General features: G+C 69.3%; 17 protein-coding genes. 6 read left to right on the top strand and 11 right to left on the bottom strand.

Annotation, left to right across the window (positions count from 1 at the left end; genetic code table 11):
• Positions 1–38: 38 nt before the first annotated feature.
• Positions 39–2,738: an RICIN domain-containing protein gene (locus EJC51_RS44190; RefSeq protein WP_244363174.1), complete on the bottom strand. Its 2,700-nt coding sequence runs from the start codon at positions 2,736–2,738 to the stop codon at positions 39–41.
• Between the two features lie 458 nt (positions 2,739–3,196).
• Between EJC51_RS44190 and EJC51_RS44185 the strand changes: the two genes are divergently transcribed.
• Positions 3,197–3,496: a hypothetical protein gene (locus EJC51_RS44185; RefSeq protein WP_126276271.1), complete on the top strand. Its 300-nt coding sequence runs from the start codon at positions 3,197–3,199 to the stop codon at positions 3,494–3,496.
• On the opposite strand, the gene EJC51_RS44180 is transcribed toward EJC51_RS44185, so the two are convergent.
• Positions 3,450–6,200: a tetratricopeptide repeat protein gene (locus EJC51_RS44180; protein ID WP_126276270.1), complete on the bottom strand. Its 2,751-nt coding sequence runs from the start codon at positions 6,198–6,200 to the stop codon at positions 3,450–3,452. The two genes, EJC51_RS44185 and EJC51_RS44180, sit on opposite strands and share 47 nt — an antisense overlap.
• A gap of 225 nt (positions 6,201–6,425) precedes the next feature.
• Between EJC51_RS44180 and EJC51_RS44175 the strand changes: the two genes are divergently transcribed.
• On the top strand, positions 6,426–6,815 hold the full coding sequence (locus EJC51_RS44175) for a hypothetical protein (RefSeq protein ID WP_126276269.1): 390 nt from the start codon (positions 6,426–6,428) through the stop codon (positions 6,813–6,815).
• 56 nt (positions 6,816–6,871) lie between these two features.
• On the opposite strand, the gene EJC51_RS44170 is transcribed toward EJC51_RS44175, so the two are convergent.
• From EJC51_RS44170 to EJC51_RS44145, 6 genes are all read right to left on the bottom strand, one after another.
• Positions 6,872–7,768, bottom strand: coding sequence for an intradiol ring-cleavage dioxygenase (locus EJC51_RS44170; protein WP_126276268.1), 897 nt, complete (start codon positions 7,766–7,768; stop codon positions 6,872–6,874).
• Positions 7,765–8,820 carry a maleylacetate reductase gene (locus EJC51_RS44165; RefSeq protein ID WP_126276267.1) on the bottom strand — a complete coding sequence of 352 codons (1,056 nt, stop codon included), beginning with the start codon at positions 8,818–8,820 and terminating at the stop codon, positions 7,765–7,767. Before EJC51_RS44165 ends, EJC51_RS44170 begins: the two co-directional genes overlap by 4 nt.
• Positions 8,821–8,823: 3 nt before the next feature.
• Positions 8,824–10,614, bottom strand: a complete 1,791-nt coding sequence (locus tag EJC51_RS44160) for an FAD-dependent oxidoreductase (protein WP_126276266.1) — start codon at positions 10,612–10,614, stop codon at positions 8,824–8,826.
• Positions 10,615–10,772: 158 nt separating this feature from the next.
• On the bottom strand, positions 10,773–11,723 hold the full coding sequence (locus EJC51_RS44155; RefSeq protein ID WP_126276265.1) for a helix-turn-helix domain-containing protein: 951 nt from the start codon (positions 11,721–11,723) through the stop codon (positions 10,773–10,775).
• Positions 11,724–11,834: 111 nt separating this feature from the next.
• On the bottom strand, positions 11,835–12,065 hold the full coding sequence (locus tag EJC51_RS44150; protein ID WP_126276264.1) for a tautomerase family protein: 231 nt from the start codon (positions 12,063–12,065) through the stop codon (positions 11,835–11,837).
• A 77-nt stretch (positions 12,066–12,142) separates the two neighbouring features.
• On the bottom strand, positions 12,143–12,913 hold the full coding sequence (locus EJC51_RS44145; protein WP_126276263.1) for an SDR family oxidoreductase: 771 nt from the start codon (positions 12,911–12,913) through the stop codon (positions 12,143–12,145).
• Between the two features lie 168 nt (positions 12,914–13,081).
• On the opposite strand from EJC51_RS44145, the gene EJC51_RS44140 reads away from it, so the two are divergent.
• The 3 genes from EJC51_RS44140 (at position 13,082) to EJC51_RS44130 (ending at position 16,015) form a co-directional block, all read left to right on the top strand.
• Positions 13,082–13,969: a helix-turn-helix transcriptional regulator gene (locus EJC51_RS44140; RefSeq protein WP_126276262.1), complete on the top strand. Its 888-nt coding sequence runs from the start codon at positions 13,082–13,084 to the stop codon at positions 13,967–13,969.
• 275 nt (positions 13,970–14,244) lie between these two features.
• On the top strand, positions 14,245–15,042 hold the full coding sequence (locus EJC51_RS44135; RefSeq protein WP_244363171.1) for a class I SAM-dependent methyltransferase: 798 nt from the start codon (positions 14,245–14,247) through the stop codon (positions 15,040–15,042).
• 238 nt (positions 15,043–15,280) lie between these two features.
• A complete protein-coding gene (locus tag EJC51_RS44130; protein ID WP_126276261.1) occupies positions 15,281–16,015 on the top strand; it encodes a glycoside hydrolase family 16 protein in 735 nt (244 codons plus the stop codon).
• A gap of 128 nt (positions 16,016–16,143) precedes the next feature.
• Here EJC51_RS44130 and EJC51_RS44125 read toward each other — a convergent pair whose 3' ends face one another.
• The 3 genes from EJC51_RS44125 to EJC51_RS44115 all read right to left on the bottom strand — a co-directional run bounded on the left by EJC51_RS44125 (position 16,144) and on the right by EJC51_RS44115 (position 24,403).
• Positions 16,144–18,495 (bottom strand): NACHT domain-containing protein, encoded by a 2,352-nt coding sequence (locus EJC51_RS44125; protein ID WP_126276260.1) that lies wholly within the window; start codon positions 18,493–18,495, stop codon positions 16,144–16,146.
• Positions 18,496–18,629: 134 nt separating this feature from the next.
• Positions 18,630–21,527, bottom strand: a complete 2,898-nt coding sequence (locus EJC51_RS44120; protein WP_126276259.1) for a glycosyl hydrolase family 95 catalytic domain-containing protein — start codon at positions 21,525–21,527, stop codon at positions 18,630–18,632.
• A gap of 83 nt (positions 21,528–21,610) precedes the next feature.
• Complete coding sequence (locus tag EJC51_RS44115) at positions 21,611–24,403, bottom strand: DNRLRE domain-containing protein (protein ID WP_126276258.1); 2,793 nt, start codon at positions 24,401–24,403, stop codon at positions 21,611–21,613.
• Positions 24,404–24,741: 338 nt separating this feature from the next.
• On the opposite strand from EJC51_RS44115, the gene EJC51_RS44110 reads away from it, so the two are divergent.
• Positions 24,742–25,734, top strand: a complete 993-nt coding sequence (locus EJC51_RS44110; protein WP_126277392.1) for a LacI family DNA-binding transcriptional regulator — start codon at positions 24,742–24,744, stop codon at positions 25,732–25,734.
• The last annotated feature ends 74 nt before the right edge of the window (positions 25,735–25,808 follow it).

Here is a 25,808-nt window from a genome sequence, read left to right as displayed (position 1 = left end):
CGGCCCCGCCGGCTTGTGCTCGGCGTCGGGTCACCCGGTCACTGGATCGTCCAGGCCTGGTTGGACTGGTTCAGGGACATGTACTGGCTGATGGCGGCGCCGTTGGCCGTCGACCCGCCACCGACCTCCAGGACCTGCCTGCTCTCGAAGTTGCGGATGACGTACCCACCGCTGACCGGCTCGAAGTACCACAGCTGGTTGCTGCCGCCGTTGTAGCCGTACTGCTGCACCGCGGTCCCCCGCCAGTGGCTGGCCCAGCCGAAGTCCAGGACCTTGCCACTGTTGCGGTTCACGATCCTGAAGAGCTGGCCGCTGACCGGGACGATGCTCCACTGCTGGTTGGCTCCACCGTTGCCCGGCCACTGGATGACGCTCGCGCCGTCGGCGGTGGACCCTCCGGAGACGTCCATCAGCTGTCCGCTGTTGACGTTCTTGATCGTGTAGTACGTCGACGGGTTGGTGTTCGGCGTGCCGGTCGCGTCCTCCAGCGCCCCGCCGGCCTGCTGTACGCCGAAGTCCGCGATGTAGAAGTACGCGCCGTCGGTCTTGGCGACCCGTACGTAGCGGAACTTCTGGCGGACGTCGATGTCGCCCGTGAGTGTCGCGGCGAGCGGCAGGTTGTCCGTCTGGCGTCCTATGACGGTGTAGGTGGCGAAGGACGGGTCGTTGGAGGCCCGGACCTCGAAGTGGCCGCGGGTCTCGGACTGGTCCAGGTCCTGCCGGGTGGTCAGGGAGAACTGTCCGAGCTGGTGGGCCTGCCCGAGGTCGACCTGCCACCAGGCCGAGCTGTCGTTGCCGGTCGGCGACCAGCCGGTCGAGCCGTTGTTGTCGTTGGCGTTCGCGGCCGGCGTGCCGGAACCGTAGACGGACGACGCGGAAGTCGGCTTGTTGTAGGCCAGGTTGAGCTTGGCGGCCAGTCCCTGGTAGGCGGGCTCAAGACCGGAGGCCTTGATCACCGAGTCGCCGGACGTCGTGTTGTTGGTGAGCGTGACGTGGGTGCCGTTGCGGTTCTGGTTGATGAATCCGTCCGTGCGCGACAACACGTTGTTCGACAGGGTCATGTTGTCCGACCCCTCGTCCGTGTAGAGGCCGGCCACCGCCGATCCGCAGGCGGCCGGCGTGCGCAGCACGTCGTGGATGTAGTTGCCGTTGACGACCGTGCCCGGGTCGTTGGAGAGGTGATAGATGCCGGCGGAGTCGCAGAGCCGGTTCATCACATTGCCGATCCGGTTGTAGCTGACGCTGTTGTTGCCTTCGGCGTTGGCCGCCGACTGCCAGCCCCAGCCCAGTGAGATGGCGGCCCATGGGGCGTCGGAGATGTCGTTGTGGTCGATGGTGGTGCTGTTGACGAAGCCCGCGTCGATGCCCGCGGTGCCCGTGTAGTCCTCGCCGATCCGGGTGATCAGGTTGTTCTTGACGGTGACGTTCTTGACCACCTCCCGGGCGTCCTCGCCGGCCGGTGAGCTGGGCGGGTTGTAGACGGTGTGCATCTCCACGGTCGGGTCGGAGAACTTGCCGACCATGATTCCGTTGCCGGAGATGTCGTAGATGAGGTTGCCGGTCACGCTGCTGTCGTGCACGCCATGGTGCAGGTCGAGGGCGGTGGCGCCCATCTGCGTGAAGGTGTCGCCGGTGAAGGAGAGGCGGTCGGCGTACGACGCCTGGACCCCGGCGGGCGGACGGCCGACGTACTGGTGGTTGGAGGTGTCGGCCGAGAGGTTGTAGAGGCCGCCCTGGCCGTTGAGGTAGCCGTTGTTCGTCGCCTCCGTCCAGGTGGTCTGAGTGAAGGTGATCCCGGAGAAGCGCAGGTCGTGGGCGGGGCTGTCGAGGCTGGTGCCCTTGATGTCGAACAGCGTCTGCGCCGTGGGCGCCTGCACGCCGGCCGTGGACATGTCCTCGCCGGGGCGGGGCTTGTAGTAGACGGTCTGCGCGGCCGTGTCGACGTAGAACTCGCCTGGTTCGTTGAGGAATTCGTGGGCGTTCTCGAAGTGCAGAGGGGAGCCGTCGGAGAGGACCGGGAAGGGGCGGGGGAACAGGATGCCCGCCTCGTGGTCCTGGATCGACACGTCGGCGGTGCCGCCGCCGGTGTTGATCGACTTCAGCCGCAGGTAGCTCTCGCCCCACTGCGTCTCCAGCATCAGTTCGACCTGGTTCAGGTGGTCCCAGTTGGAGACCTGGGAACTGAGCACCTTCAGCAGCTTGTTGTTCTTGTCGCTGCCCTGGAGCTGGAAGTCCGAGCCGACATCGGGGTAGCGGGCCCGGGTGGCGCGGACTCCGTTGACGTACAGCTGCCGGAAGTCGAGGCTGCCCACGGACGCCTTGTACTCGCCGTTCGCGGCCGCCGTCCAGCCGGTGATCGCCTTGCCGCCGCTGATCACGGGCGTCTCACCGTTGTACGCCTGGTAGACGACCGTGTGGCCGTTCGTGCCCGAGTCGCCGGTGCCGAAGGAGATCGGGCTGGTGAGGGAGTAGGTGCCGCCGCGCAGGTTCACCACGATGTCGTCGGACATGTTCGCGTTCACGGTTCGCACCGCGGCCTTGGCGGCCGTAATGGTCCTGAACGCCGTGGCGGGGCTGGTTCCTGAGTTGCTGTCACTGCCGTTGACGGGGTCGACGTAGAAGTTCGTCGTGGCCGCGTAGGCGGGTTGAGCGGGCAGCACGGCCACGAAGACGACAGCCGCCGCCGCGAGCGCCTTGACCGTCCCCGTACCGATGCGCAGGGGTCTCATGGGTCTCATCTGTGGTGTCCTCCTCCAAACCCCGTTCCTTTGAGTTGTATTTATCGATGCAGCGAGGCACGGCAGTCAAGGCAAGAGGAAGACTTATTTTTCACCGAGGCAACACCGATGACATGCGGATGCGTCGGCCATGGCGCTGTCCACACCGCCGGAGCAGCCAATAACCCCAGGTAGAAGCTCTACATTGATCGACTACCGACCGCATCCCGTTCAGCCTGTCCAGCGAACTGCTTCCTAAATGAGTAGTACTCATTTAGGAAGTCGTCCATCAACGCTGCACGCGGAACGAACAGGTTCCCGCACCGGGCCGGAGCGGGAACCGCGGTTCCGTTGCTGACCTGGACCGATACCGGGGTTGGCGGGTGCGGCGCAGGACGGCGGACGGGCACCGGCTCTAGGTTCGGCAGCCTCACGGCACAGCGGCGGCATCCTTCTGGCCGCCGCGATCAGGAGGCATCATGCGCAGGACCATGTCCGTGGTGGGCGTCATCATGATCGTGGTGGGCGTCGCGTTCACCGTACTGAGTCTGCTGACATACGCGGACAAGGACGATCGGCAGCTCGCCGAACATCGCCTCTACGACCTTCGGCTCTCGCCCGAGGACGAGGTGCGAGCGAGAGACGACCTCCGCGGCATCCAGGATCGCGAGCGGCTCAACATCTCGGTGGCGATCGGCGGCACGGTCGCCGCCGTGGCGGGCGGCGCGATGGTCAGGACTCTGCGTCGGGGGCGGCCGACGCCTTCTCTGTCACGTTGAGTTCTTGCCGCGAGACCGCGGCGACCTGTTCCCGCGACCACCGCGCCAGCAGTCGCTCGGCCTCTCGGGTACGTGGATGGTTGGCGCCTTGGATCCGGACCATGTCGGTCAGCAGGGTGGTGAGCCGTTCCGCGGCCGTGGTGTGGTCACCACGGCGGTACAGGAGTTCCGCCTGCTGTTGCCGGGCCCGCAGGGTGCGCGGGTGGTCGGCGCCCAGTACCCGTTCGAGGGTGGGCCTGAGCTCCTCCAGGCTGCGCAGCGCGGCAGCGGTGTCGGCGGCGACACCTCGCCAGTACGCCAGGTTGACCTGGCAGGTCAGGGTCGTGGGGTGCTCGGCGCCGAGCGCGAGTTCGGCGTCGTCGGCGGCGGTGACCAACTGCTCGGCCGCCGCGCCGGGTTCACCGGCGATTCCGTGCCAGTAGGCCAGGTTGTGCCGGGCTATGAGGGTCTCGGGGTGCAGCCGGCCGAGGGCGGAGGCCAAGCCGTCCACCGCCTGCTGGTGGGTGGTCACGGCGAGCCGCACATCGCCCGTCTCCCCGATCCACCGGCTCAGGTTGGTGAGGACCGTCAATGTCCTCGGATGGCGTGGCCCGAGCTCCCGTTCCAGTGCGAGGGCGATCGCGGCGTACCCGTCGCGCGCGCCTCGGGCGTCCCCGGAAAGCCCGCGGCACAGCGCGACATGGTCGTCGGCGTCGGTCACCAGCGGGTCACCGGCGGCGAGCGTCCCCCGCGCCTCGGCGGCCAGGGCGACGAAGTCGGCCAGCGCGGCATCGATGAGACCCGACTCCATCCGGAAGCGCGCCTCCTGGAGTCGGATGAACAGCGTGTCCGGGTCCGTACGGCCGAGGCTGTCTTCCGCCTCGCGTCGTATCCTCCCCAGCGACCGGAGTGCCGCCGCGGTGCCCCCGAGGTCCCCCTCCGCCTGGGCCGCCTGCGCCCTCAGCGTCAGAACATCCCGGTGCCCGTCGCCCAGCCGTCCCCGGGCCTGGTCGGCCAGCCTCTGGGCCATGTCCCGCGCAGCGGCGGGGCGGCCAACAGCGGTCAGATGCCGCCCGAACCGGCGGAGCAGGGGATGCAGGCCACCAGCGCGCCAGAGGTGGCCGTCGGCGCGCGCCAGCAGCACTTCGGCGCTGCGATAGAGGACGGTCTCCGTCTCCGGCTCGCAGTCCGGCGCGGACCACACCTCCTCCAGCGCGTCGGCCGCGGCCGTGGCGAGCCGTTCACGGCGTTCGGGGGGTACGTCGTCGCGGATGGCGCGCTGGACGAGGGAGTGCACGTCGACGACCGCCGGGCCGGCCGGTCCATGGTGGGTGACCAGACTCAACCGATGCAGTGCTCGCAACGCCAGCAAGGCGGCCCGTTCCGGGACGGGGCCGGCGCCGAGCCAGTCGCGCGCCGCCGTACCGAGCAGCACCGCGTCGGGAATGCCCTCGGGCGCGAGCATCGAGATCAGTTCGAGCATGGCACGGACGGACCCGGGAGGTGCCAGCAACTCCGCCCGCCCCAGGGCGAGTTGCAGAGTGCCCGTCACCGTGCCGCCGTGCTCGTCCGCCGGGGAGGAGGGCGGGAGCAGACCGGCGACGCTCTCCCGCCGGTCGGCCAGAAGACTCAGGTACGCGGGCAGGTCCATGCCTGTGTCGATGAGGAAGGCGGCCGCCTGGGACAGGGCGAGCGGAAAGTGGTCCAGCATTGCGGAAAGGGCCGCCAGATCCTCGCGACGGTGCGCCGGGGACCCGTGCTGCCCGGCCGCCGGCCCCAGGTCGAGCAGCAGCCGGTCGGCCAGGTAGGCAATGGCCTCGTCGGCGGTGAACACGCCGACGGGAATCATCCGGACGCCCGGGCGCAGCAGCGTGGCGTCCCGGCGACGGGTGACCAGTACGGTCCGACCGGCGTCTCCGGCAGGCCAGAGCCCGCCCAGTTCGCCCGGGTCGTCGATGTCGTCGAGGACCACGAGCCAGGGCGTGGCGGTCGATCTCAGCCAGTTCAGGAACAGGTCAGCCTGGGTCTCGTCGTCCCCGCCGCGGTCGATGCCGGGCAGCGCGGCTTCCTCCTCGCCGCCCGTGACGCGCACCCCGGTCAGCGCCCGCCACGCACGGGCGTAACTGCCCAGCACCGAGAGGCGGTCGCCCGCGGGCACCCAGAGCAGGATCTCGGCCCGCTGCATGGCACGGTGGAACGCCGCCGTGGCCAGTTGTGACTTGCCGACGCCGCCCGCGCCCGTGAGCAGGATCTGCCGGACGGATGCGTCTCGCATGGCCGCGTCGATGCTGTCGGCCAACCCGTCGCGCCGCCGCAGCGCGGCGGCATCACTCGGCGGACGGCCGATCACGATCCGCGACCGAGGCTGCGGGGGCTGTCCCGGGGCGGGACTGCTCCGGTCGGGACTGCTCCGGTAATCCCGCGCGGCACGCCACAGTTGCTGCCAGTGCGCCACCGTGGGCTGTTCGGCGGACGCGCCTCCGGCTGTCCACTCGACGGCCTGTATCAACACCATGACGGCTTCGAACTTGCGCGGCACCGACTGGCCGTTGACCCATTCGCCAAGCCTGCGCGCGTTGATGGCGACCCGGCGCCCGGACGGCAGCACCACGGCGCCGGCCCGCCGGGCCAGGGTCTCGTCCGACACGTCCGGCACCCGCCGGCGCAGCCGGGTCAGCGCTGCCGCGAACAGCGCTCTGGGATCGCCGGTCTCACGATCGTCCACCCGAGTCGCCCCCACCCGCCGCGCCGCTCACCCCAGCCTATGCGACTGCGTCGCCCCCGGTCCGGTCCGGAACGGGATCGAATTGCCGTCACAGCGAACTCCGTTGACCTCCTCGGACAGCCCGCGTCGACTGCCCGGGACGGTCGCCGGCGCCCCTTCACCCCTACCGTGGAACTGCTGTTGTGGGGGTGTTGGAGCCGGGTGCCCAGAAGGAGGGGATTCCTCTTGGCTGTTGAACGCGCTGATCCGGAAATGATCCGCGACGAGCATTACGTGCGGCATTTCCATGACTGGGAGGGCTACGCCCATGTGCGGGCGTGGCGGCCGGCACCGAACCAAGTGGCCGTCATGATCAGCGGCCTGGGCGGCACTTGCACTCTGGAGGAGCTGCTTCCCCTGCTGCGCGACGAATACCCGGACGACGTCACGGAGTTCTTCTTCCACATGCCCACGGACTGGCGGGAGTCGGGGTACTACGCGGCGCTGACGATGAACGCCGACGGCGCGGTCGTACAAACGCGGATCGCCGGAAGCACGCTGGCCGCACGTCTCGGGCCCACCCTGTACGCGACCGACGACCCTGACGACGAGTCCATCGGCGGGGACAGCCCATGAGTCCGTGTTCGCCGGGGAGTCGTCCGCGGCAGGCAGGGACCTGCCGCGGACCCGGGTCAGCCGCGGCCGTCGGCGGGGGCCAGGACGATGTCGAAGCGGACCTGTGTCCAGGTGCCGTCGATGACCCGCCCGTCGGGTGTCGGCGTGCCCGCCGGGTGCTGGTCGAAGTCCTTGACCAGCGACTCCTTCACGCCGAACACCGTGTCGGAGTCGAGCAGTTCGTCGCCCCGGACGAAGATGTGCGTGACCAGGGTGCGGCACTCGGGCGCCTCGACCATGAAGTGCAGGTGCGAGGCCCGCATCGGTGAGCGGCCGGTCGACGCCAGCATCCTACCCACGGGACCGTCGTGCGGGATCGGGTACGGCGTCGGTGTGACGCCCCAGAAGCGGTAGCCTCCGTCGGCCTGTGTGAACAGGTGCGCGCGGGCTGTCACCCGGTCGTCGTCGTACTGGACGTCGTAGAACCCGTCCTCGTCCGCCTCCCACACCTCGATCTTCGCCCCGGCGATCGGGTTCCCGTCGGCGTCGGAGACGGTCCCCTCGACCCAGCAGGGCTCGCCGGCGGCTCCGAAGGACATGTCCTCGCCCGGCTCGATCCTCGGGGAGTCCTCGACGAAGAAGGGGCCGACGACGGTGGCCTCGGTGGCGTCGCCGTAGGCCTCGTTGTTGATGGCGATCGTCTGCATCGACGCCCCGAGCGTGTCGGAGAGCAGGATGAACTCCTGGCGCTTGTCGTCGGTCAGATGGCCGACGGCGGTGAGGAACTCGATGCCCTTGCGCCACTCCTCCTCGGTGAGGCGGACGTCGCGCAGGAAGGCGTGCAGGTGCTTGACGATCGCCTGCATCAGCTCCTTGAGGCGGGGGTCCTGGCAGGAGTCGAAGGACCGCTGTACGCGCGCGATCAGGTCTTCCTCGCGGGCCGCCTGCTCGGCAGACACATCGTGGAGCGTCATGCGGGGTCACGTCCTTCCCAGGCCGCGCGCAGCAGCGCGGTGAGGTTCTGCTCGGTGACAGCGGTGGGGTTGTCGGCGGGGACGGCGGCGAGTACGGGGGCGACGGCCCGGGCGATGCCGTCCTCGGGCATGCCGTAGTCGCGCAGCGCCCGGGGAGCGCCGAGCGCCTCGCGCAGTGCGGCGAGTCCCGCGACCGCCGTCGGGCTGCCGAAGGCCTCGGCGATGCGCCGCTCGGTCTCCGGTACGGCCTGGGCGTTGAAGGCGAGCACGTGCGGCAGCACCACCGCGTGGGTCTGGGCGTGCGGGAGGTTGAACATGCCGCCCAGCACATGGCAGATCTTGTGGTGCATGCCCGAGCCGGCTGAGGCGAACGCGACCGCGGCCAAGTAGGCCCCGTAGAGGGTCTGTTGGCGTCCTTCGAGCCCGGCCGGGTCGGCGGCCACGGCGGGCAGGCCGCGGGCCAGGCCCCGGATCCCCTCCCCCGCCAGGGCCCGGTCGATCGGGTCTGCGCGCGGAGCCCACATGGAGTCGACGCAGTGGGCCAGGGCGTTGAGGCCGCTGGCCACGGACATCTCCACCGGCAGGGTGAGCATGAGCGAGGCGTCGTAGACGATCGAGCGCGGCAGGACCCGTGGGTCGACGCCGGTGCTCTTCACCTCGCCCTCGGTCAGGCCCCAGACGTTCGTCGCCTCCGAGCCGGCGTACGTGGTGGGGACGGCCACGATCGGCAGGCCGGTCGTCAGCGCGACCGCCTTGGCCAGCCCGGTCGTCGAGCCGCCACCGACGCACACCAGCGCGTCCACGGCCCCTTCGACCGCGGCCTTGCGGGCGCGCTCGGCGACGTCGACCGGGACATGCATGACGACCTCGTCGTGGCGCACCGCCACCGGCAGGCCCGCGGCGACGCGGCCGGCGAGGGCCGCCTCCGTCTGCGCGGCGATGAGCATCACCTTCGTGGCCTTCAGCGCGGCCACTTCTGCCGCCACGGCGGTCGTGGCCTCGCCGGGTGCGAAGACGACCCGTTGGGGCAGTGTCTCGTGGGTGAACCGCACGGGTCAGGCCTTTCCGAGGAGCTGGGTGAGGGCGCCGCGCAGCGCCGCCGCGGGGTCGTCGGCGAGGCTCATGGAGCGCCAGGCGACGTGCTTGTCGGGGCGCACCAGGATCGCCCCGGACTCCTCGACCTCACGCAGCTTGGCCCAGTCGTAGTAGAGGTCCGTCACCTCGCGGCCCGGGCCGATCACCACCGTTTCGAGCGGGATGCCGAGGTCCCGGGCGACCTTCTCGGCCGCGCCGGCCCAGTCCTCACCGGAGATGCCCGTGATCAGGGTCCAGCGGGTGTACGGCGCCAGGTCCATCAGGGCGAGCTTGGTGACGTTGTCGCCGACCCAGGCGTGCGGGAGGTGCGCGCCGGGGCTGGTGGACATGACGTGGTAGAGGTCCTCGTCCCTGCTCGGCGCGGGCCGGGTGCCGTCAGAGAGGACGGCGGCGGACTCGTAGAACTGGCCGAGTTCGACGCCGTGTGCGTTGAACTCGTAGTTCTTGGTCTCCATCGCCGCCACCAGCGCGGCCCGCTTGGCAGCGCCTTCGGGGGTGTTGGCCTTCCGCTCCTCGATCAGGGCCCGCATCTCGTCCTCGTCCTTGGCGTCGAGCACGCCGAGGGCCTGGAAGAGGTCGACGAACTCGCGGCTGGACTTGTTGGCCCGGGTGACGATCCGCTTCGCGACGGGCGCCCGCTCCGCCGAGTACGTGTCGAGGAGCGACGGGTCGGCCTGGCCGCGCAGCACGGCGGCGAGCTTCCAGGCCAGGTTGTAGGAGTCCTGGACGCTGGTGTTGGAGCCCAGGCCGTTGCTCGGCGGGTGGCGGTGGACGGCGTCTCCGGCGCAGAAGACACGGCCCTTGTGGAGGTGGGTGGCGTACATCTCGTTGTTGCCCCAGAGGCTGGTGCCGGTGATCTCGACGTCGAGGTCCGGGATGCCGAGCAGCTGGCGCACGATGCGGATGGCCTCGGTCTCGTCGACCACGGGGGGCTCGGAGTTGATGTCGTAGCCCCATACGATGAGCCACTCGTCCCAGGGGCGGACCATCCGCACCAGGCCCGCGCCGATGCCGCCGACGTTGGCGCCGGGCTGGATCACCCAGTACAGGACGGACGGCCGGTGGCCGACGTAGGACGCGATGTCGGCCTTGAAGGTGATGTTCATCGAACCGGCGATGTCCATCGCGCCCTCGTAGGGCAGGCCGATGTCCTCGGCGACCCGGGAGCGGGCACCGTCGGCGCCGATGAGGTACTTCGCACGGATGTCGTACGCGTGGCCGGTGAGCCGGTCACGGACCCGGACGGTGACGCCCGTGTCGTCCTGCGTGTGCGAGAGGTACTCCGTGGAGAAACGGGTCTGGGTGCCGCGGACGGTGGCGTTCTTGACCAGGATCGGTTCGAGATAGGTCTGCGGGATGTCCACGGTGAGGCAGGGCGAGGCGAGCCGGTAGTCCGCCTCCCGGTCGGGCCGGGTGCCCCAGGTGTGGATACGACCGATCTCCTCGCCCGCGATGGAGGTGCAGAAGACGGTGTCACCGACGAGGTCATGAGCGGTGGCGTCGGCCAGCACCTGGTCCTCGATCCCCATGTCGCGGAAGATCTCCATCGCCCGCTGGTTGGTGATGTGCGCCCGGGGCGTGTTCGCGGTCCACCGGTACTTGGTGATCACGATGTTGTCGATCCCCAGGGTCGACAGGAACAGCGCCGCCGAGGCGCCGGCCGGGCCGGAGCCGACGATCAGGACATCGGTCTCGACGTGCGACGAGGTCGGGAGTCCGGTCTCTTCCTGACCGTCGTTGAACTCGGGCATGGGGGCTCTCGCCTTCTTCTCGCGGTGCGTTGAAGGCAGCCTGCCCCCGGCCGCGACTCCATCGGGCGGGACGGGCTGGAGGACGGCCGAAATCCGTATGACGCGGCTGTTTCGAGGGCGCTTCGCCGCCGTGGCGACGATGGTTCGCCCGCGCTCGCTCAGTCCCGCTTCGCGGCCGTACGGCGCAACTCGCCCGCCGTGATGCCGAACCGGGCGTGGAAGGTCTGCGAGAAGTGGGCGACCGAGCTGAATCCGCACCTGGCCGCCACGGTCGCCGTGCGCACCTCGGCGGCGGCCGGCCCGGTCAGCAGTCCGTGGGCGACTTCGAGGCGCCGGCCGAGGACGTAGCGCGGGAACGTCGTGCCCGCGTCGGCGAAGACGCGGGTGAGCTGACGGACGCTGATGCCGACGGCGGCGGCGACCTCGGGGGCCGACAGGCGCGGATCGTCCAGCCGGTCCTCGACGAGGGCGCAGGCGAGCGCGCGGTGCACGACGGGCGGGCGCGTGGCCCCGTCGCTCACGAGCACCGACGCCAGGTCGACGACGGCCTGCTCGTCGGGCCGGGTCGCGCCCTCGACTCCGACGGCGCGTCCGACGATGCGGGCGAGCGCGCGGCCGTACGGATTGCTCTCGTCACGCCGCACGATGAGCGGTTCCCCGACGCGCACACCCTCCGGCAGCGCGCCGCGGTCCACGCGCACCGCCAGTTCGTCCAGACCCTGGCCGAACCCGCGGACGAAGCTGCCGTCCGCGTCGCAGACCAGGACGTCGCCGGGGCGGACGACCTGCCGTCGGCCCGCCTGCTGGAACAGGGCCTCCCCGCGCAGCGAGACGTAGATCGCGACGGAACCCGTGGGCCGCCGTTCGATGAGGTCGGCGGGACGCTCGACCATGTGCGCCGTGGTGCGGACACGGGCCAGATGCACCCGCCCGAGGTCGAGGTTGTCCTCGCGTGCCCGGAAGTCCGCGCCGCCCGAGGTGCGGCACGTCAGGGCGATCAACGCGTCGGCGTTGTGCTCCTCCCAGGCCCGCAGCCGCTCCCCCGGCGGCAGGTGTGCCGTCGAGAACACCTGCGCCGGACGGGGCGCTGCCGGGGGTGCCGAGTGCATGGTTCAGAGACTAGATCCGCGAACCCGGGTTCCCAACTCGTCGGACCGCGAAGGCGAGGAAACGGCCTGGCTCACAGCGGCCGTTTCCTGGCCGGATGACGGCCGGTGCGGTCAGTCCTCGCTCGTGTCGGTCGGTGTCGCCTCACCGAGCATGGCGAGGGTCAGCACATCGCCGGAGATGCCCCAGCCGCCGTCGGCGACCTCTTCGACCAGCACCATGGTGTTGGCGCGGGCGCGCTCGCCGTAGATCTCGACGTACAGCTCGGTGGTACGGGTGACGATCTCCTCCTTCTGCTTCGGGGTGAGGGTCTTCTCGGGGACCTTGAAGTTCGCGAAAGGCATGGCTGGTCGTTCCTTCTCTCAGAGAGGCTGTCGTCGTGGCAGGGGCGTTCGTTGATCGATGGGGAGCCGCGGGCGGTTCAGATGATCCCGCCGTTGGCGCGGACGACCTGTCCGTTGATCCAGTGGCCGGCCGGGGAGGCCAGGAAGGCGACGACCTCGGCGATGTCGGCCGGTGTGCCCAGCCGCTCCAGTGGGGGCTGGGCGGCCAGCCGGGCGATGGTCTCCTCGTCCTTGCCGTCCAGGAACAGGTCGGTGGCCGTGGGGCCGGGCGCGACGGCGTTGGCGGTGACGTCCCGGCCCCGCAGTTCCCGGGCCAGGATCAGCGTCAGCGCCTCGACCGCGCCCTTGCTGGCGGAGTACGCGCCGTAGTTCGGGAAGGCCAGGCCCACCACGGACGTCGAGAACGTCACGATCGCACCGCCGCGGCGCACCCGACGGGCTGCCTGCTGGACGACGACGAACGTGCCGCGGATGTTGGTGCGGTGCAGGTCGTCCAGGACGGCCAGGTCCAGCTCGGCGATCGGCGCCATGTGGGCCCGCCCGGCCGCGTGCACGACGACGTCGACACCGCCGAACTCCGCCTCGGCCGCGTCGAACAGGGCCTCGACGGCGTACTCGTCGGCGACGTCGGCGCGTACCGCGATCGCCCGGACGCCGGCGGTGACGGCCTCCTTCACGGCTGCTTCGGCCTCGCTCTGGTTGCCGGCCCAGCCGACCACGACGTCGTACCCGTCGGCGGCCAGCCGACCGACGGTCCGGCGGCCGATGCCGCGCGAGCCGCCGGTGACGATCGCGACACGGGGCTGGGCGCGGGCAGCGAGCCCGTCGAGGGAAGTGGGGTGGGGCATGACTGACTCCTGTGGTGAATGCGGGTCGGGCCGCGGTCTCGCCGTGGCCCTGCCGCGCCCTGCTGTGCCGTCAACGATCGACCGCTCCCCCACCCCCAGCCAGGGCTGTGTTTACCCAGGGGATGCCACCCCCTGGCTACGGCCCGGCGCGCGAGCGACCATGAAGAGGTGAACCTTTCAGCACTCGGCGCCTTCCTCCGGACACGCCGCGACCGCATCCGCCCCGCCGAGGTCGGGCTCCCCGAAGGCCCGCGCCGGCGCGTCCCCGGGCTGCGCCGCGAGGAAGTCGCCCAGCTGGCAGGGCTGTCGGCCGACTACTACACCGAGTTGGAACGCGGCAGCGCGAAGAACGGCGTGCAGCCCTCGGCCCAGACCCTGGCCGCCCTCGCCCGAGCCCTGCGGCTGAACGGCGACGAGCGCGACCACCTGTTCCACCTGGCCGAACGGCCGATCCCTCCGTCGACACAGGCAGCGTCGGCCCATGTGCAGCCCGCGCTGCTCGGACTGCTGGACCGGCTGTCCAACACCCCCGCGCGCGTCATCACCGACCTGCACGAAACCCTGGTGGAGAACGACCTGGCCCGTGACCTGCTCGGCAAGTCCCCGGCACACCGCGGCCCGACGGCAAGCTTCGTGTACCGCTGGTTCACCGATCCACAGGCGCGCGAGAGGTACCCGTCCGAGGATCACCCGCACCATTCACGGGTGTTCGTGGCCGACCTCCAGGCAGCGGCCGCCCGCCGCGGACAGGACGCGGAGATCACCAGGATGGTCGCCGTACTGCGCCGCCGCAGCCAGGAGTTCGCGGCCCTCTGGGACACCCACGACGTCGCGGTACGCCGCAAGGACCACAAGAAGATCGTCCACCCCACGCTCGGCGTCATCGAACTCGACTGCTACAACCTGCTCAGTGAGGACGGACGACAGCGTCTGCTGTGGTTCACCGCGCCGCCCGGAAGCCGGGGAGCCGAGCAGCTGGAACTGCTGTCCGTCATAGGAACCCAGGACCTGAGCGCCACCGAGGGCACGGCACCCGAGGGGTTGCCCCGACGCTGACCCGCGCGATCTCGCTGAGCACGAGAGCGACCAGGCCCGCGGTGCAGGGGCTCGACGACAAGGACCGGAGCTCGGGGCCGACGACGAGCAGGGCCGCCCGCCACAGGTCGGCGTCGGCGAGCAGACCGATGCTTGGCGTAGGTGCCGTTCCTCTTCAGCTCGGCGAATGCGTCGGTGAGGGTCAAAGCACCGGGTTCCCGGATTTCCTGCGGGGCGGATCGGTATCACGTCCGGCGGTGGAGCTGTCAAGACTGCCTGGGACCGAGGAAATTCCGTTGCCGGAGCAGCAGCCATTTCGATCGAATGCCTCCATGACTCATCACGGTCCGACGGACCATGTGGAGCAGAACCGACGCTTTTGGGATGACGAGGCGGCTGCGTGGCACGGGCCGCTCGCCCGTGATCACTGGGCGCAGGTGGAACCGTCCTGGGGGTTGTGGGCCGTCCCCGAGTCGCAGGTTTCCCTGCTCCCCGACGGCATCGACGGGATGCGCACCATTGAGTTGGGCTGCGGTACTGCCTACGTTTCCGCTTGGCTGGCCAGAGCAGGAGCCCACCCGGTCGGGATCGACGTCTCGGAGAAGCAGCTCGCTACCGCTCGCGCGATGCAGGCGGAGTTCGGCATCGACTTCCCCCTTGTCCTGGGCGATGCCGAGAAGGTGCCCTACGAGGACAACACGTTCGACCTGGCGATCAGCGAGTACGGCGCCTCGCTGTGGTGCGACCCCTACGAGTGGATCCCGGAGGCAGCCCGGCTTCTCGTTCCCGGCGGCCACCTGGTGTTCTCGCGCTACTCACCGCTGTTCGCGCTGTGCGCGCCGTCCGAGGGTCCGGTATCCACCACCCTGTCCCGCGGGCAGTTCGGTCTGACTCGGCTGCACTGGGGGAATCACGTGCAGTTCATCCTGCCGCACGGTGAGATGCTCCGTCTGCTGCGGGCCTGCGGCTTCGTCGTCGAAGACCTGATGGAGATTCAGGCGCCCCAGCATGCACGCGACTACGCGGAGGTTTCCGCCGACTGGGCCCGGCGATGGCCCAGCGAGGAGATCTGGAAAGCCCGGCTGGCAGGCTGACACCCGGTTTTCTGGTCGGAGGGAACCGTTCCCGCACCTCGGTGGCGCGAGGGCGCTGGATGAACGACGGGACGGTGACAGGTTCGCGCTCCAGGGCCTGATCGTTCAACTATCAAAGCAATGAACCGATCCGTGCGGCACATCTTGTCAAAGATAAAACGGACTCCTACAGTCCAGCCACAAGCGGAGCATGGGACCGCTCCCAACCCCCCACGTTCATCCAAGCAATGGAGCAGCGATGATCCCTCCCTCTGGCAGGCCGAGCCGCAGACGCATACTCGGTGCCGCGCTGGCCGTGCCTCCCGCGCTGATCCTGGGTGCGCAGAGCGCACGGGCCGCATCCTGGGGTGCCCCGGTGGCCGTCAACTCCTGGACCAAGATCAACGCGAGGTGGACCGCCAACAACGAGCTGGAGACGTACCGGCCGGACTGCGTCTGGTACGAGGGCAACACCCTGGTGATCAAGGCGTACAACGCCGGGGGCGGGGTCTACTACTCAGGCCGTGTTGAGTCGACGGCGCGGTACGGGTACGGCACCTACAGCTTCACCGCCAACATGCCCAACGGACGGGGGCTGTTGCCGGCGGTATGGGCGGCGGCACTGAATCCGTGGCTGCCCGAGTTCGACGCCGCTGAGATCGTGGGACAGAACCCGGGTGTCGTCTACCAGACGTCCCACGACATCAACAACGCCCAGCAGCAGTTCTCGAGGACGAACTCCTCCGGCTGGACGAACTCGTACCACACCTACTCGTTCAGCTGGTTCCCGGACCACATCGACTTCGCCGTGGACGGCAACATCACGGGCACCACCTGGTACCGGACCCCGGCCGGGACGGCCCTGCGCTTCATCGCCAACATCGCGGTCGGCGGTGACTGGCCCGGCGACCCGGACTCCTCCACCTGGGCCACCTCTGACGGCGCCCGCTACCTCAAGATCTCCTCCATCACCCACACCCCGTACACCCCATGAGGTGAACCCGCCGGGCCCCCTGGTCGGTCGGCGGATTCCAGGGGGCACGCACAACGGCCTAGTCGGCTGAGCCGTGTGCGACGGGCAAGGCGTGGATCGTCGTACTGGCGACACGGCCGAACCGGTGTTCAGATGTCCTGCTCGCCGGCCAGGACGGTCAGCCGATCCCGAAGACGTGTGTGCCGGAACTGGTAGGTGGGGCCGGTCTCCCGCAGCACCTGCCGCTTGCAGGCGTCGTCGAGGAAACGCATGGCCCGCAGCGGGACGACTCCCTGCGCCCACAACTGCACGAACACCACCGCGGTCCGCCAGCTGTTGGACACCGTGAGCCCGGCCGCGGTCCCGGTGACGACCCCGATCACCACTCCGGTGATCAGCCCTACCGGTACCGCCACACCGAGCGGATCATGGCGCGCGGTGGCGAGGGCATCGGTGAGCCCTGCGGCGAAGCCCATGGCGAGGCCGAAGACAAGTCCCGTTGCCAGGCCGTGTCTTCGGTCCTGGTCCCAGACGGAGAGCGGGCCGACCGGGGAGTCCTGGTCGGGCGTGATGCGGGTGAAGCCGTCGAGGAGCCCGAACGCGAGGACGTAGGCGCAACCGATCGCCAGACCGACACCGAGCCCGCGCTGCATGCCCTGCGCGAGTCCGAGCGGGATGCCGCCGGCCAACCCGGCCGGTATCCCCGCGGCGAGCCCGGCTGGGAGCCCCGCGATCAGCCGACCCAGAAACCGTTCCGCCGGCTTGGCGTTCGGGTCGGCGGTGAAGTGGGGAGGAGGCAGGCCGTCTCCGCCCGCGGCCCTTCCCGTCGCGGTTCCGGCCGTCAGGGCGGCGGCCAGACCCACCGTCGCGGCTGTTGCCGGACCGGACGCGGGGCCGACGGTCAGCGCTACCGCGCTCCCGACAGCGAGACCGGCCATCAGCCCCATCCCCACGTTGAACCGGGTTTCGCCGGCACCGCCGGTGACGTTGACCCGCGTGGCCCGCCGTTCGGTCACGATCGCGGTGGCGAGTCCCAGTACGCCGCCCGCCACCGAGGCCGGGAGGAAACCGATGACGGTGCGCTCACCGAGTTCGTCGGTGAACCGGGAGACGAGTGCGGAAGCCAGTCCCGCGGCGAGTCCGCCACCGACCACGCCTCCCACGATCCGCCACGAGGCGGAAGCCCACTCATGCATCTGCCACCACGCCAACTCGGAAGTCCCGTGGGCGGTCATCCTGGCGGCGATCAGACGGAGCCAGCGCTCTGCCTGATCCCGGGTGTACGGAGTGCGGACACCCGGACGGCTCGGAGGGTACGCGGCGGGCAGGACGCGATCGAGCAGATAGTCGTTGATCTCCTCGGCAGAGGTGAACTCCGAAGGCGAGAGGAGCGCGTCCACGACAGCCGTGGCCTCCTCGGTGTCCATGCCACGGAATGCGTCCCTGAGCAGGGTCAGCATGAGCGGCGTGCTGAGCGCCTGCCCCAGGACGCCGTCAGGTTGTGCCCACAGGTGTTCCGCCAGGCGTTCGCGGAGGCGGGATGGCAACCCGGCGGTCTGCCAGTCCGCGAAACAGTCCGCAGCCGTCTCGGCGGCCACCGGCCGAAGCTCGAGCACGGCGGCCCCGGACAGCGGCTGTGTGTGCAGCGCCTGCGTGAATTCCTCGCTCCTGCTGAAGATCACCACCCGGACCTGGCGACTGAGCCCGTGCAGCGATTCCAGGGCCGCCACTCGTTTTCCGCTGTCGATCTCGTCGAAGCCGTCAAGGAACAGCGCGATGCGTCCCTCATGGATCAACCGCGTCGGCGTTCGCGGGTCGAGAAGGCGCCCTCGAAAGGTCTTGAAGTCACTCACCAGCCGTTCGGCGAGCCAATCCTCCGCTGTCTGCCGCCCCGGGTTCCACCCGTAAGGGGTGAGCAGTATCGGTACGGGTAGCTGTTCACGGTCCACCGCCTCGCCCATGCTTTCACGGTGCGCAAGGGCTTGTACCGCCAGCAGAACCGCGGCTGCCGACTTGCCCGATCCGGGTTCCCCGAGTACGACCATGCGCCCGGTCCGAATACCGGCGTAGACGTCGAACAGTTCGTTGAGCTCCCCCTCATTCAGGGTGTCCGGCGATGCGGCCTCCGCGCCTGGCAGTACGGCGAACGACGGCGTGCCGACGCCGGCCCCCGTCCCGGCGACCGCCTCGGGCAGGCCGACGCCTTCATGGTGTGCCCACGCCCAGCGAACCGGAACGGGACGCTCTGTCTGGTCCAGCCGCCGGTTCCCCTGCCGCTCCCGGTACAGCGCACTGGCCTCGTTCGCCAGCGCCTCGGCCGCTTTTGCCCACAGCTGGGCCGCCTCTTCACCTGTGGTCCTGCTGTTCTCCGCCAGGATGCGACCTGCCCAGAGCACCGGCGCCACCAGAAGCGTCCCCGCGACGGCGACGACACCCTCAAGCAGCTTCTCATTCTCTACGAAGGTGAACGCGGCCCAGAACCCCGCGATCAGAATCAACACGAAGGCACCAAGCGCTGCCAGCCATTTCGGCTTCAACTCCCCCGTATTCCACGCCACATGACGGAGTGTGACAATGTTGGCGCGTTGCGGCCACCGGATTCGCGAAGCTGTGACCAGTCGTCATGCCAGGGCCGTCACAGCCCCACTGGCTGCCATTCCTGGTTTGAACCGCCGTTGGCGGGCCACTGGATGATCCTGGCGCCGTTGGCGGTGGATCCGCTCTGCACGTCCGCGCACAGTCCGCTCTTGATGTTGACGAGGCGGTAGTAGCCGCTGGTGGCCGCCGGAACGAGCTTCCACCACTGGTGGGTGCCGTTGGCGTCCGACGACTGGTCCAGGGCTGTGCCGTTGCTCGTGGAGCCGGCCGGGACGTCGAGCACCTTGCCGCTGCTGACGTTGGACAGGCGGAACGAGCCGTCGTGGTCGGGGAGCAGCTTCCACCGCTGGTTCGCGCCACCGGACCACGTGTACTGGATGACGGGCCCGCCGTCGGCGGTGGAGGAGCCGGACACGTCCATGACCTTGCCGCTCTTGCGGTTGACCAGCTTGAAGAGGCCGGTCAGCAGGCCGATCGTGATCGTGGTGCTCGTGCCGGCGGTCAGCGACACGGTGCGGGCGTGGTTGCCCAGCGACGACGTGGTGACCGTCGCACCGGTGCGGATGGAGGCGATGCCGCGGCGGCAGATGAAGGTGATGTTCTGGTCGATGTCGGAGGTGAGCGTGACGGTGGCCGTGCGGGCCGCCGTGTCCCAGGACAGGGACTGGACGGTGATGCGGTTGCGGCCGCGGACGCCGTTGATGGTGCCCTTGTCCAGCTGCTCGGGCAGAGCGGGGAGGATCTCGAGGACACCGGGACGGGTGTAGACGAGTGCTTCGCCGAGGACGGCGGGGATGGTGTTGGCGGCGTCGCAGTTGTAGATGTCCAGGTCGGGGTTGTGGGAGGTCATCAGAGACCGCCACACCATGTTCCTGCCGTAGATCTTCAGCAGGTTGCCGTAGACGCCGGGGCCGTCCTTCAGTCGGGCGCGGGCCAGCGCCCGGTGGAGGCTGCCGTGGGCGGAGTAGTTCTGGTCGACCCTCTTGTCCAGGGCCTTGGCCGCGTACTTGACCAGGTCGGGCTTCTCCTCGGGGTTGATCTCGTGCAGCGGCCAGGCACCGTACAGGTGCTGGACGTGTCGATGGTTGTAGCGGTCGGTCAGGCCCGGCCAGGACCACTCGGCGAGCGCCCCGTCGCTGTTGACGGTGTAGTCGGGCAGCTTGGCGAGCAGGGCGGTCCAGCGGGCCACGCCCTTGCCGCTGCCCTGTTCGAGACCGAGTTCGTCGGCGGCGTCGATCGCGGCCTGGAGGGCGTGCCGGCCGGCCATGATGTCGCCGGTGGCGTTGACGGAGAACGCCTGGCCGGTGCTGAGCGGGGTGTTCTCCATCGAGTAGGAGGGGACGAAGACGGCCCTGCCGCCGGCGTCGGTGCGGGTGAGGAAGTCCTCGTAGAACAGGGCCAGTTCCATGAGGGCCGGGCCGAGCTTGTTCTTGTGGAAGTCTGCGTCGCCGGTGACCTGGTAGTACTCCAGAAGCGGGTGGAGCAGCCAGTCGGCGCCGCCGGTCCAGGCCTCGCCGGGGAAGCTGCCGCTGTTGAAGTGCAGCATGTGCCCGTACTCGCCGTCGGTCCGGGACGGGGCGAGGAAGCCGCGGGCGCCGTAGAGGTTGGTGGCGTTGTCGCGCCAGTGGGCGAGTTGGCCGAGGATGAGGTCGAAGTAGCCCTGCATCGCGTCGGTGAGGTCGAGGATGTTGCCGCCGGCGACCTGGAGGTTGATGTTGGCGTCGGTGGTGAAGTCGTCGGCCCAGGAGCCGTTCCAGGTGCCCGTCCAGATGCCGGTCAGGCGTGGTGGCAGGACGCCACTGGAGCTGACGAAGAGATAGCGGCCGGAGTCGTACATCCGCTCCAGCAGGGCTACGTCGATGGCGGACGCGTCGCTGTTCTGGCGGGCTATGAGCTCGCTGGTGGCCAACTGGCGGTCGGCGGCAGGGACGTTGAGGTCGATGCTGGAACGGTCGTACATGGCCTGGTGCTTCGGGGCGTGGCGGCCGAGCAGGGTGACGTAGTCGGCCGTCAGCGCGGCGAGGGCGGTCTGGAGGGGCCGGCTGTTCCAGCCGGTGGAGGTCTCGTACCGGCCGAGTTTGGTCAGCAGCAGCACCCTGGTGGCCTTGGCGACCACCAGGGTCTGCCCGTCGGCGGTGACGGAGGAGCCGCTGCCGGAGACCACGACGCGGGTGACGCCCTCGTAGCCGTAGGCACCGCCGGAGGGGTAGGTGCCGCGCAGGTTCAGGTAACCGTCGCCGCTGGTGACGGTGGCGGTGGTGGAGAAGGACACCTTGGTCGGTACGCCCGCGAGAGCGGTGTTGACGCTGAGGGTGGTGTCCACGGTGCGGCCGGTGGCGGGCAGCAGCTCGTGGACGACGACCTGGTCGGCGCGAGAGACGAAGACGTGGCGCTGCCAGGTGCCGTACCGGTCGGTCCAGGTGTGGGCGACCTCTCCGGTGCGGAAGTCGGTGATGCGGGCGAAGTCGTTGACGGTGGTCATGCCCGGGGTGCTGAGCTTGAGTTCGTAGCCGGGGTGGAAGGTCTGGGTCCAGCGCAGGCTCCAGCCGTGGGCGAAGGTTGCGGAGGCGCCGGAGTAGTCGCCGGCCAGAGCCTGGTCTCTCGCGGCTTCGAGGTACGGCGAGATCACCGGGGGCATGACGCTCCGACTGCCGTTGGGCAGTACGAACCGGTGATGATTGAGGATCACCTTCTCAAGCGCCGGGTCCCCGTAGTAGACGGCTCCGTACTCGCCGTTTCCGGTCAGGAACCCGTCGGTCCAGGCGGCGGCGGTGGCGTTGTCCCAGATGCCGCGGTCGGGAAGGGTGACCTGGGGCGGTACGGCCGCGGCGGCCCGGTCGGCGAAGACGAGGCCGGGCAGGGCCGCGGCGCCGGCGGCGAGGGCGGCCGTGGTGAGGAAACGCCGACGGTTGAGGGGAAGGTCGGGTAGGGGCATGGGGCGGCTCCGTCGTCGGTGGTGAGTGCACCTGGGCAGCTGAGGCCGGTCCGCCCTCGCGGGGACGGACCGGCCTGGAGTGTCTACGGGGTCACGGTCACCCCGGGCGCCATCTCGGCGGTCCCGTTGGTGAGCTTTCCGGAGCCGGTGGCGCCTTCGGAGCTGACGAACCGCAGCTCGTGGTTGGTGCCCCCCGCGTTGCCGACGGCGAGCAGGAGCGTGGACTGGTCGGCCGCGTAGGCGTTCTGGACGAAGGAGGTGATGTCGACGGTGATGTCGCGGCCGTCGATGGCGTTGCCCTGGTGGGTCCCGCCGCCCTCGGGGATGACGGTCGAACCGAGAGCGAAAGTGGCCGACTTGGCGACGGAGGAGGCCGTGGCCGTGAAGCTCGGCCGGTTCTGCCAGGTCATGGTGTCGACCGGGCAGGACGTGCCGCCGCCGGTGCAGGTGGTGTCGCTGACGGGTTGTACGAGGAGCTGGTCGGTGTCGGTCGACGGCACCGACGCATAGCGGTGGCCGACGTAGGTGAGGTGGAGCGTCGCCTGGCTCGGTGCCCTGGTGAGGCTGCTGAGGGGGAACTGGACGTAGGAGAGCTTTCCGTCCCCGGATCCTGTGGTGTACTGCTCGCCCATCAGGCCGACCCCGGTGTTGCGGGTGATGAGGGTCAGGTCCGAGGAGTTGTTCCTGGTCTGGTCGCCGGTCCACGCACCCACCCACGTGTCACCGTTGGCGGGAGCACCAGCCTTGACGTTCTGAGTCTGGCCGTTCGCGTCCGTGTAGGTACTGGTCAGCGCACCGACCCCGCTCGTCGTCAGCGGGAACTGGCTGGTGTATCTGACGAGTTGGCCCCCGACGCGAAGGTTCTTCAGCGTCACGTTCGTGACGCCGGTTATCGAACTGCTGGTGTTCTGCCGCGAGAACCACACGTTGTCGAGGGTGAACGTGCCGATCGGAGTCCTGGTGTACGTGTACGTGCTGCCCGAACCGTCGGGGTTCGGGGCAAGTCCGTAGGTTGCCTGGTCGTCGGCCGTGATGGTCTGGGTGGACCCGTTGCCGCCGTTGATCCCGACCGGTCCCTGGGTGAACCGGGAAGTGTCGATCGAGCTGTTCTTCACCACGATGCTCTGGATACGCGGGTACGGCTTGGGGCTGTTGTGCGTGAAGATGCCACCGGCCAATGGCGACACGGAGTTGAAGTTGTCGAAGGTGTAGTTGGTGAGCCGGTATCCGTACGCGTTCCATCCGATCCGGATCGCGTTTCCGGCTGCGACGGACCAATTCAGCGTGTTGCTGACCGCGATGTTCTTCGAGTCCGCGTGGTCCCAGTGGTAGTTGTCGAACCCCAGATCGTCGACGACGGTGTCGTGGGCGGCCACCGCGTTGACATAGCCCTGGACGTCGGCGGTGGAGGTACCGAGCTGGAAGTTGTTCCACACGCCGGAGGCGAGCGGGGTGAATCCGTCGCTGGGGTTGTAGTGGCCGGAGGCGAACGCGTCGTCGTTGCCCAGGGTGAAGACGCCGTTCGCGGTGATGTCCTGGCCGCTGGCGAAGTCCGTTCCGTCGATCCACGGCTGGCGGTACGGGGTGAGGGCCTTGATGTTGTTGAACGTCACCCTGCTTGCCGTGTGGGTCTCGTAGTTCCACTGCTTCGCGTCGCGCACGTAGGTGTCGTTGAACGTGATGTCCGACGAGTGCATGACCATGACGCCGCCCTGGTGCTGGCTGCGGTAGGCGTCGTGCGAGTCACTGCGGTAGTTCGCCACGCCGTTGCCGTCGAAGACGCCGCGGCCGTCGATCTCGATGTCGCTGGAGTTGATGATCCCGATCGCCGGTTCGAACGCCTCCATGTACGCCTGGACGCGGTTCTTCAGCAGGGCCCCTTCGGCGGTGTAGATCTTCAGCTTGCCGCCCTTGAGCTTGCTGCCGTCCAGACCGTTGACCAGGAGCCCGGACCACACGTATGTACCGTTGGGGAAGTAGAGCGTGTTGAGTGCCGTGGGGTTGGCCTTGATGGTGTCGATGGCGGCTCGCAGGGCGTAGGTGACGTCATCGGCAGCCATCGTCCGTACGCTCGGGTAGCGCACATTGGCGCTGCTCGCGCTCACCAGGCTCCCGGCCGAGGACTTCTGGCCGGCGGGGATGGCGGTGCCGTTGACGGTCTTGCCGGCCATGGAGCTCGTCGTCGCGGCGGGAGCCTTCTGGGCCGCGCTGTTCGGGTGCGCGGCGAGGTACTTCGCGGCGAACTCCTGGAAGTTGAGGACACCGGTCTGCAGGTTGACGCCGGAGCCGTCCGGTGCGCTCGTGGTGTCCAGACGCTGCGCCGGGTCCTCCAGCGGGTCGTTGACGACCGCCAGGTAGGGCTGCCCTGTGGCGTTGGTCGAGTCGCCGTTGACCATCACGATCGCCTGGTTCAACCCGGCGGCCGCTGACAGCTGGAACGTCAGGGTGTGCTTGTCCGCGCTCACCGAGACGCTGCCGGCGGGGTAGTAGCGGGCCGGATAGACGTTCACCGTGTCGATCGTGGTGCTGGGCAGCGTGACCGTGATCGTCGGTGTCCGGGAGTCCGACGCGAAGCGAGCGATGTCGAAGTTGTGGCCGTTCTGGGTGTACTGGACAGCCTGGACCTGTGTGCCGGCGACCTGCACCTGGTACTTGGCGGACGCCACGTCCGGGGACGTCGTCGTGCCGCCTCCGACTCCCGTCGGCGCGTAGGTGTGGACGGTGGTGGCGGCGTGGGCGGGGACGATGGTGGTGAGCATGAGGCTCGCCGCCGCGAGGGTGGCGCCGGCGGCAGCCGCGATGAAGCGCTTCACGCGCGAGCTGCGTCGCGCCGGGACGGGGTTCGGGTCGGCGTCGCCGCCGGCCGGTCTGGTCATGTCAGTCTCTCCTCAGGACGAGACCTCTCCAGGTCTGTGCAAGGCGCTCGCCGCCTGCTGGAGAGGGCGCGGAGCATGCGCGGAGCCGGCGCCCCCACGTGGACCGATCCATGGGGCCGGCGTGGCGGGGACGTTACTGCCGCATTTCCGGGACCGTCAATGCTCCGTGCGCTTCAACTCGTGGAAAACCGCCGTAACTTCCTCGTCGCGCCCTCGCCGTGCTCCGTCACGGCTGAATCACGGCCGTGACGCGAAGTCTTGCCCTGCCGCGGTGGCCGTCCTACAGTGACGCCACTTTTGTGGATCGATAAAAGTTTTGGAGAGCCGACGTGGTGACAATGGCGGACGTGGCCGCGAGGGCGGGAGTCACCAAGCAGACCGTCTCCAACGTGGTGTCCGGCAAGAAGGTACGGCCGGAGACCCTGGCCAAGGTGAACAAGGCGATCGCCGAACTCGGCTACAAGCCGAACCTGGTGGCGCGCTCCCTGCGTACCGGCAGCACGTCGACGGTGGGCCTGTTCGTGCCGTCGGTGGCCAACGCGTTCTATTCGGAGGTGGTCGAGGAGGTGGAGAACCTCCTGGTCGGCCACGGATACAACCTGCTGCTCGCCACGACGCGCGACGATCCCGACTACACCCGGGCCCACCTGGAGAACCTCACCGCCCGCTCGGTGGACGCCCTGCTGGTCGCCGGGGACAACGGCGTCGAACAGCAACTGCCGATGCTCGCCGAGGCCAACTTCCCGGTCGCCCTGTTCGCCTGGGAGGGCGACCCGCCGACCACCCTCCCCGTGGTGTCCATCGACTACCAGCACGCCGGGTTTCTCGCCGGGAGCCACCTGCGGGATCTGGGCCACCGGAACGTCGCGGTGATCGCCGACCTCCCCGCGCACACACCGCGCGTCATGGGGCTGCGCCGGGCGTTCGCCGCCGACGGCCTGGACGACCGCAAGGTGTTCGCCTGCACCAGCGACGACGCCGCCGGCGGTTTCACCGCTGCCTGGGCGGCGCTGGAGGCGGATCCGGAGCTGACGGCGATCTTCGCCACCCACGACGTCCTGGCCATCGGAGCCATCGAAGCGGTGGTCCGCTCCGGACGCCGGGTCCCCGACGACGTCAGCGTCGTCGGCTTCGACGACATCGCCCAGGTCGGGCGGATCCGACCGGCACTGACCACGGTCACCTTCCCCAAACGCGAGATGGCCCAGCAGGCCGTCGAACTCCTGCTCCGAGCCGTCGACTCCGGCAGACCGCCGACCAACGTCGTGTCGCTGCTGCGCCCGACCCTGACCGTCAGGGACAGCAGCGGCCCCGTCCGCGGCGACCGCTGAGCGCCTGACGTACCCCCGACACAGTCCCCTTCCCAGCCGCTCCCCTCACCACGAGGCATTTCGAGAGGAAACAC

Source organism: Streptomyces aquilus, from assembly GCF_003955715.1.
Classification (GTDB): Bacteria; Actinomycetota; Actinomycetes; order Streptomycetales; family Streptomycetaceae; genus Streptomyces; species Streptomyces aquilus.
Note: the sequence above shows the minus strand (reverse complement) of the source record. Positions and strands in the feature narration are given on the sequence as shown.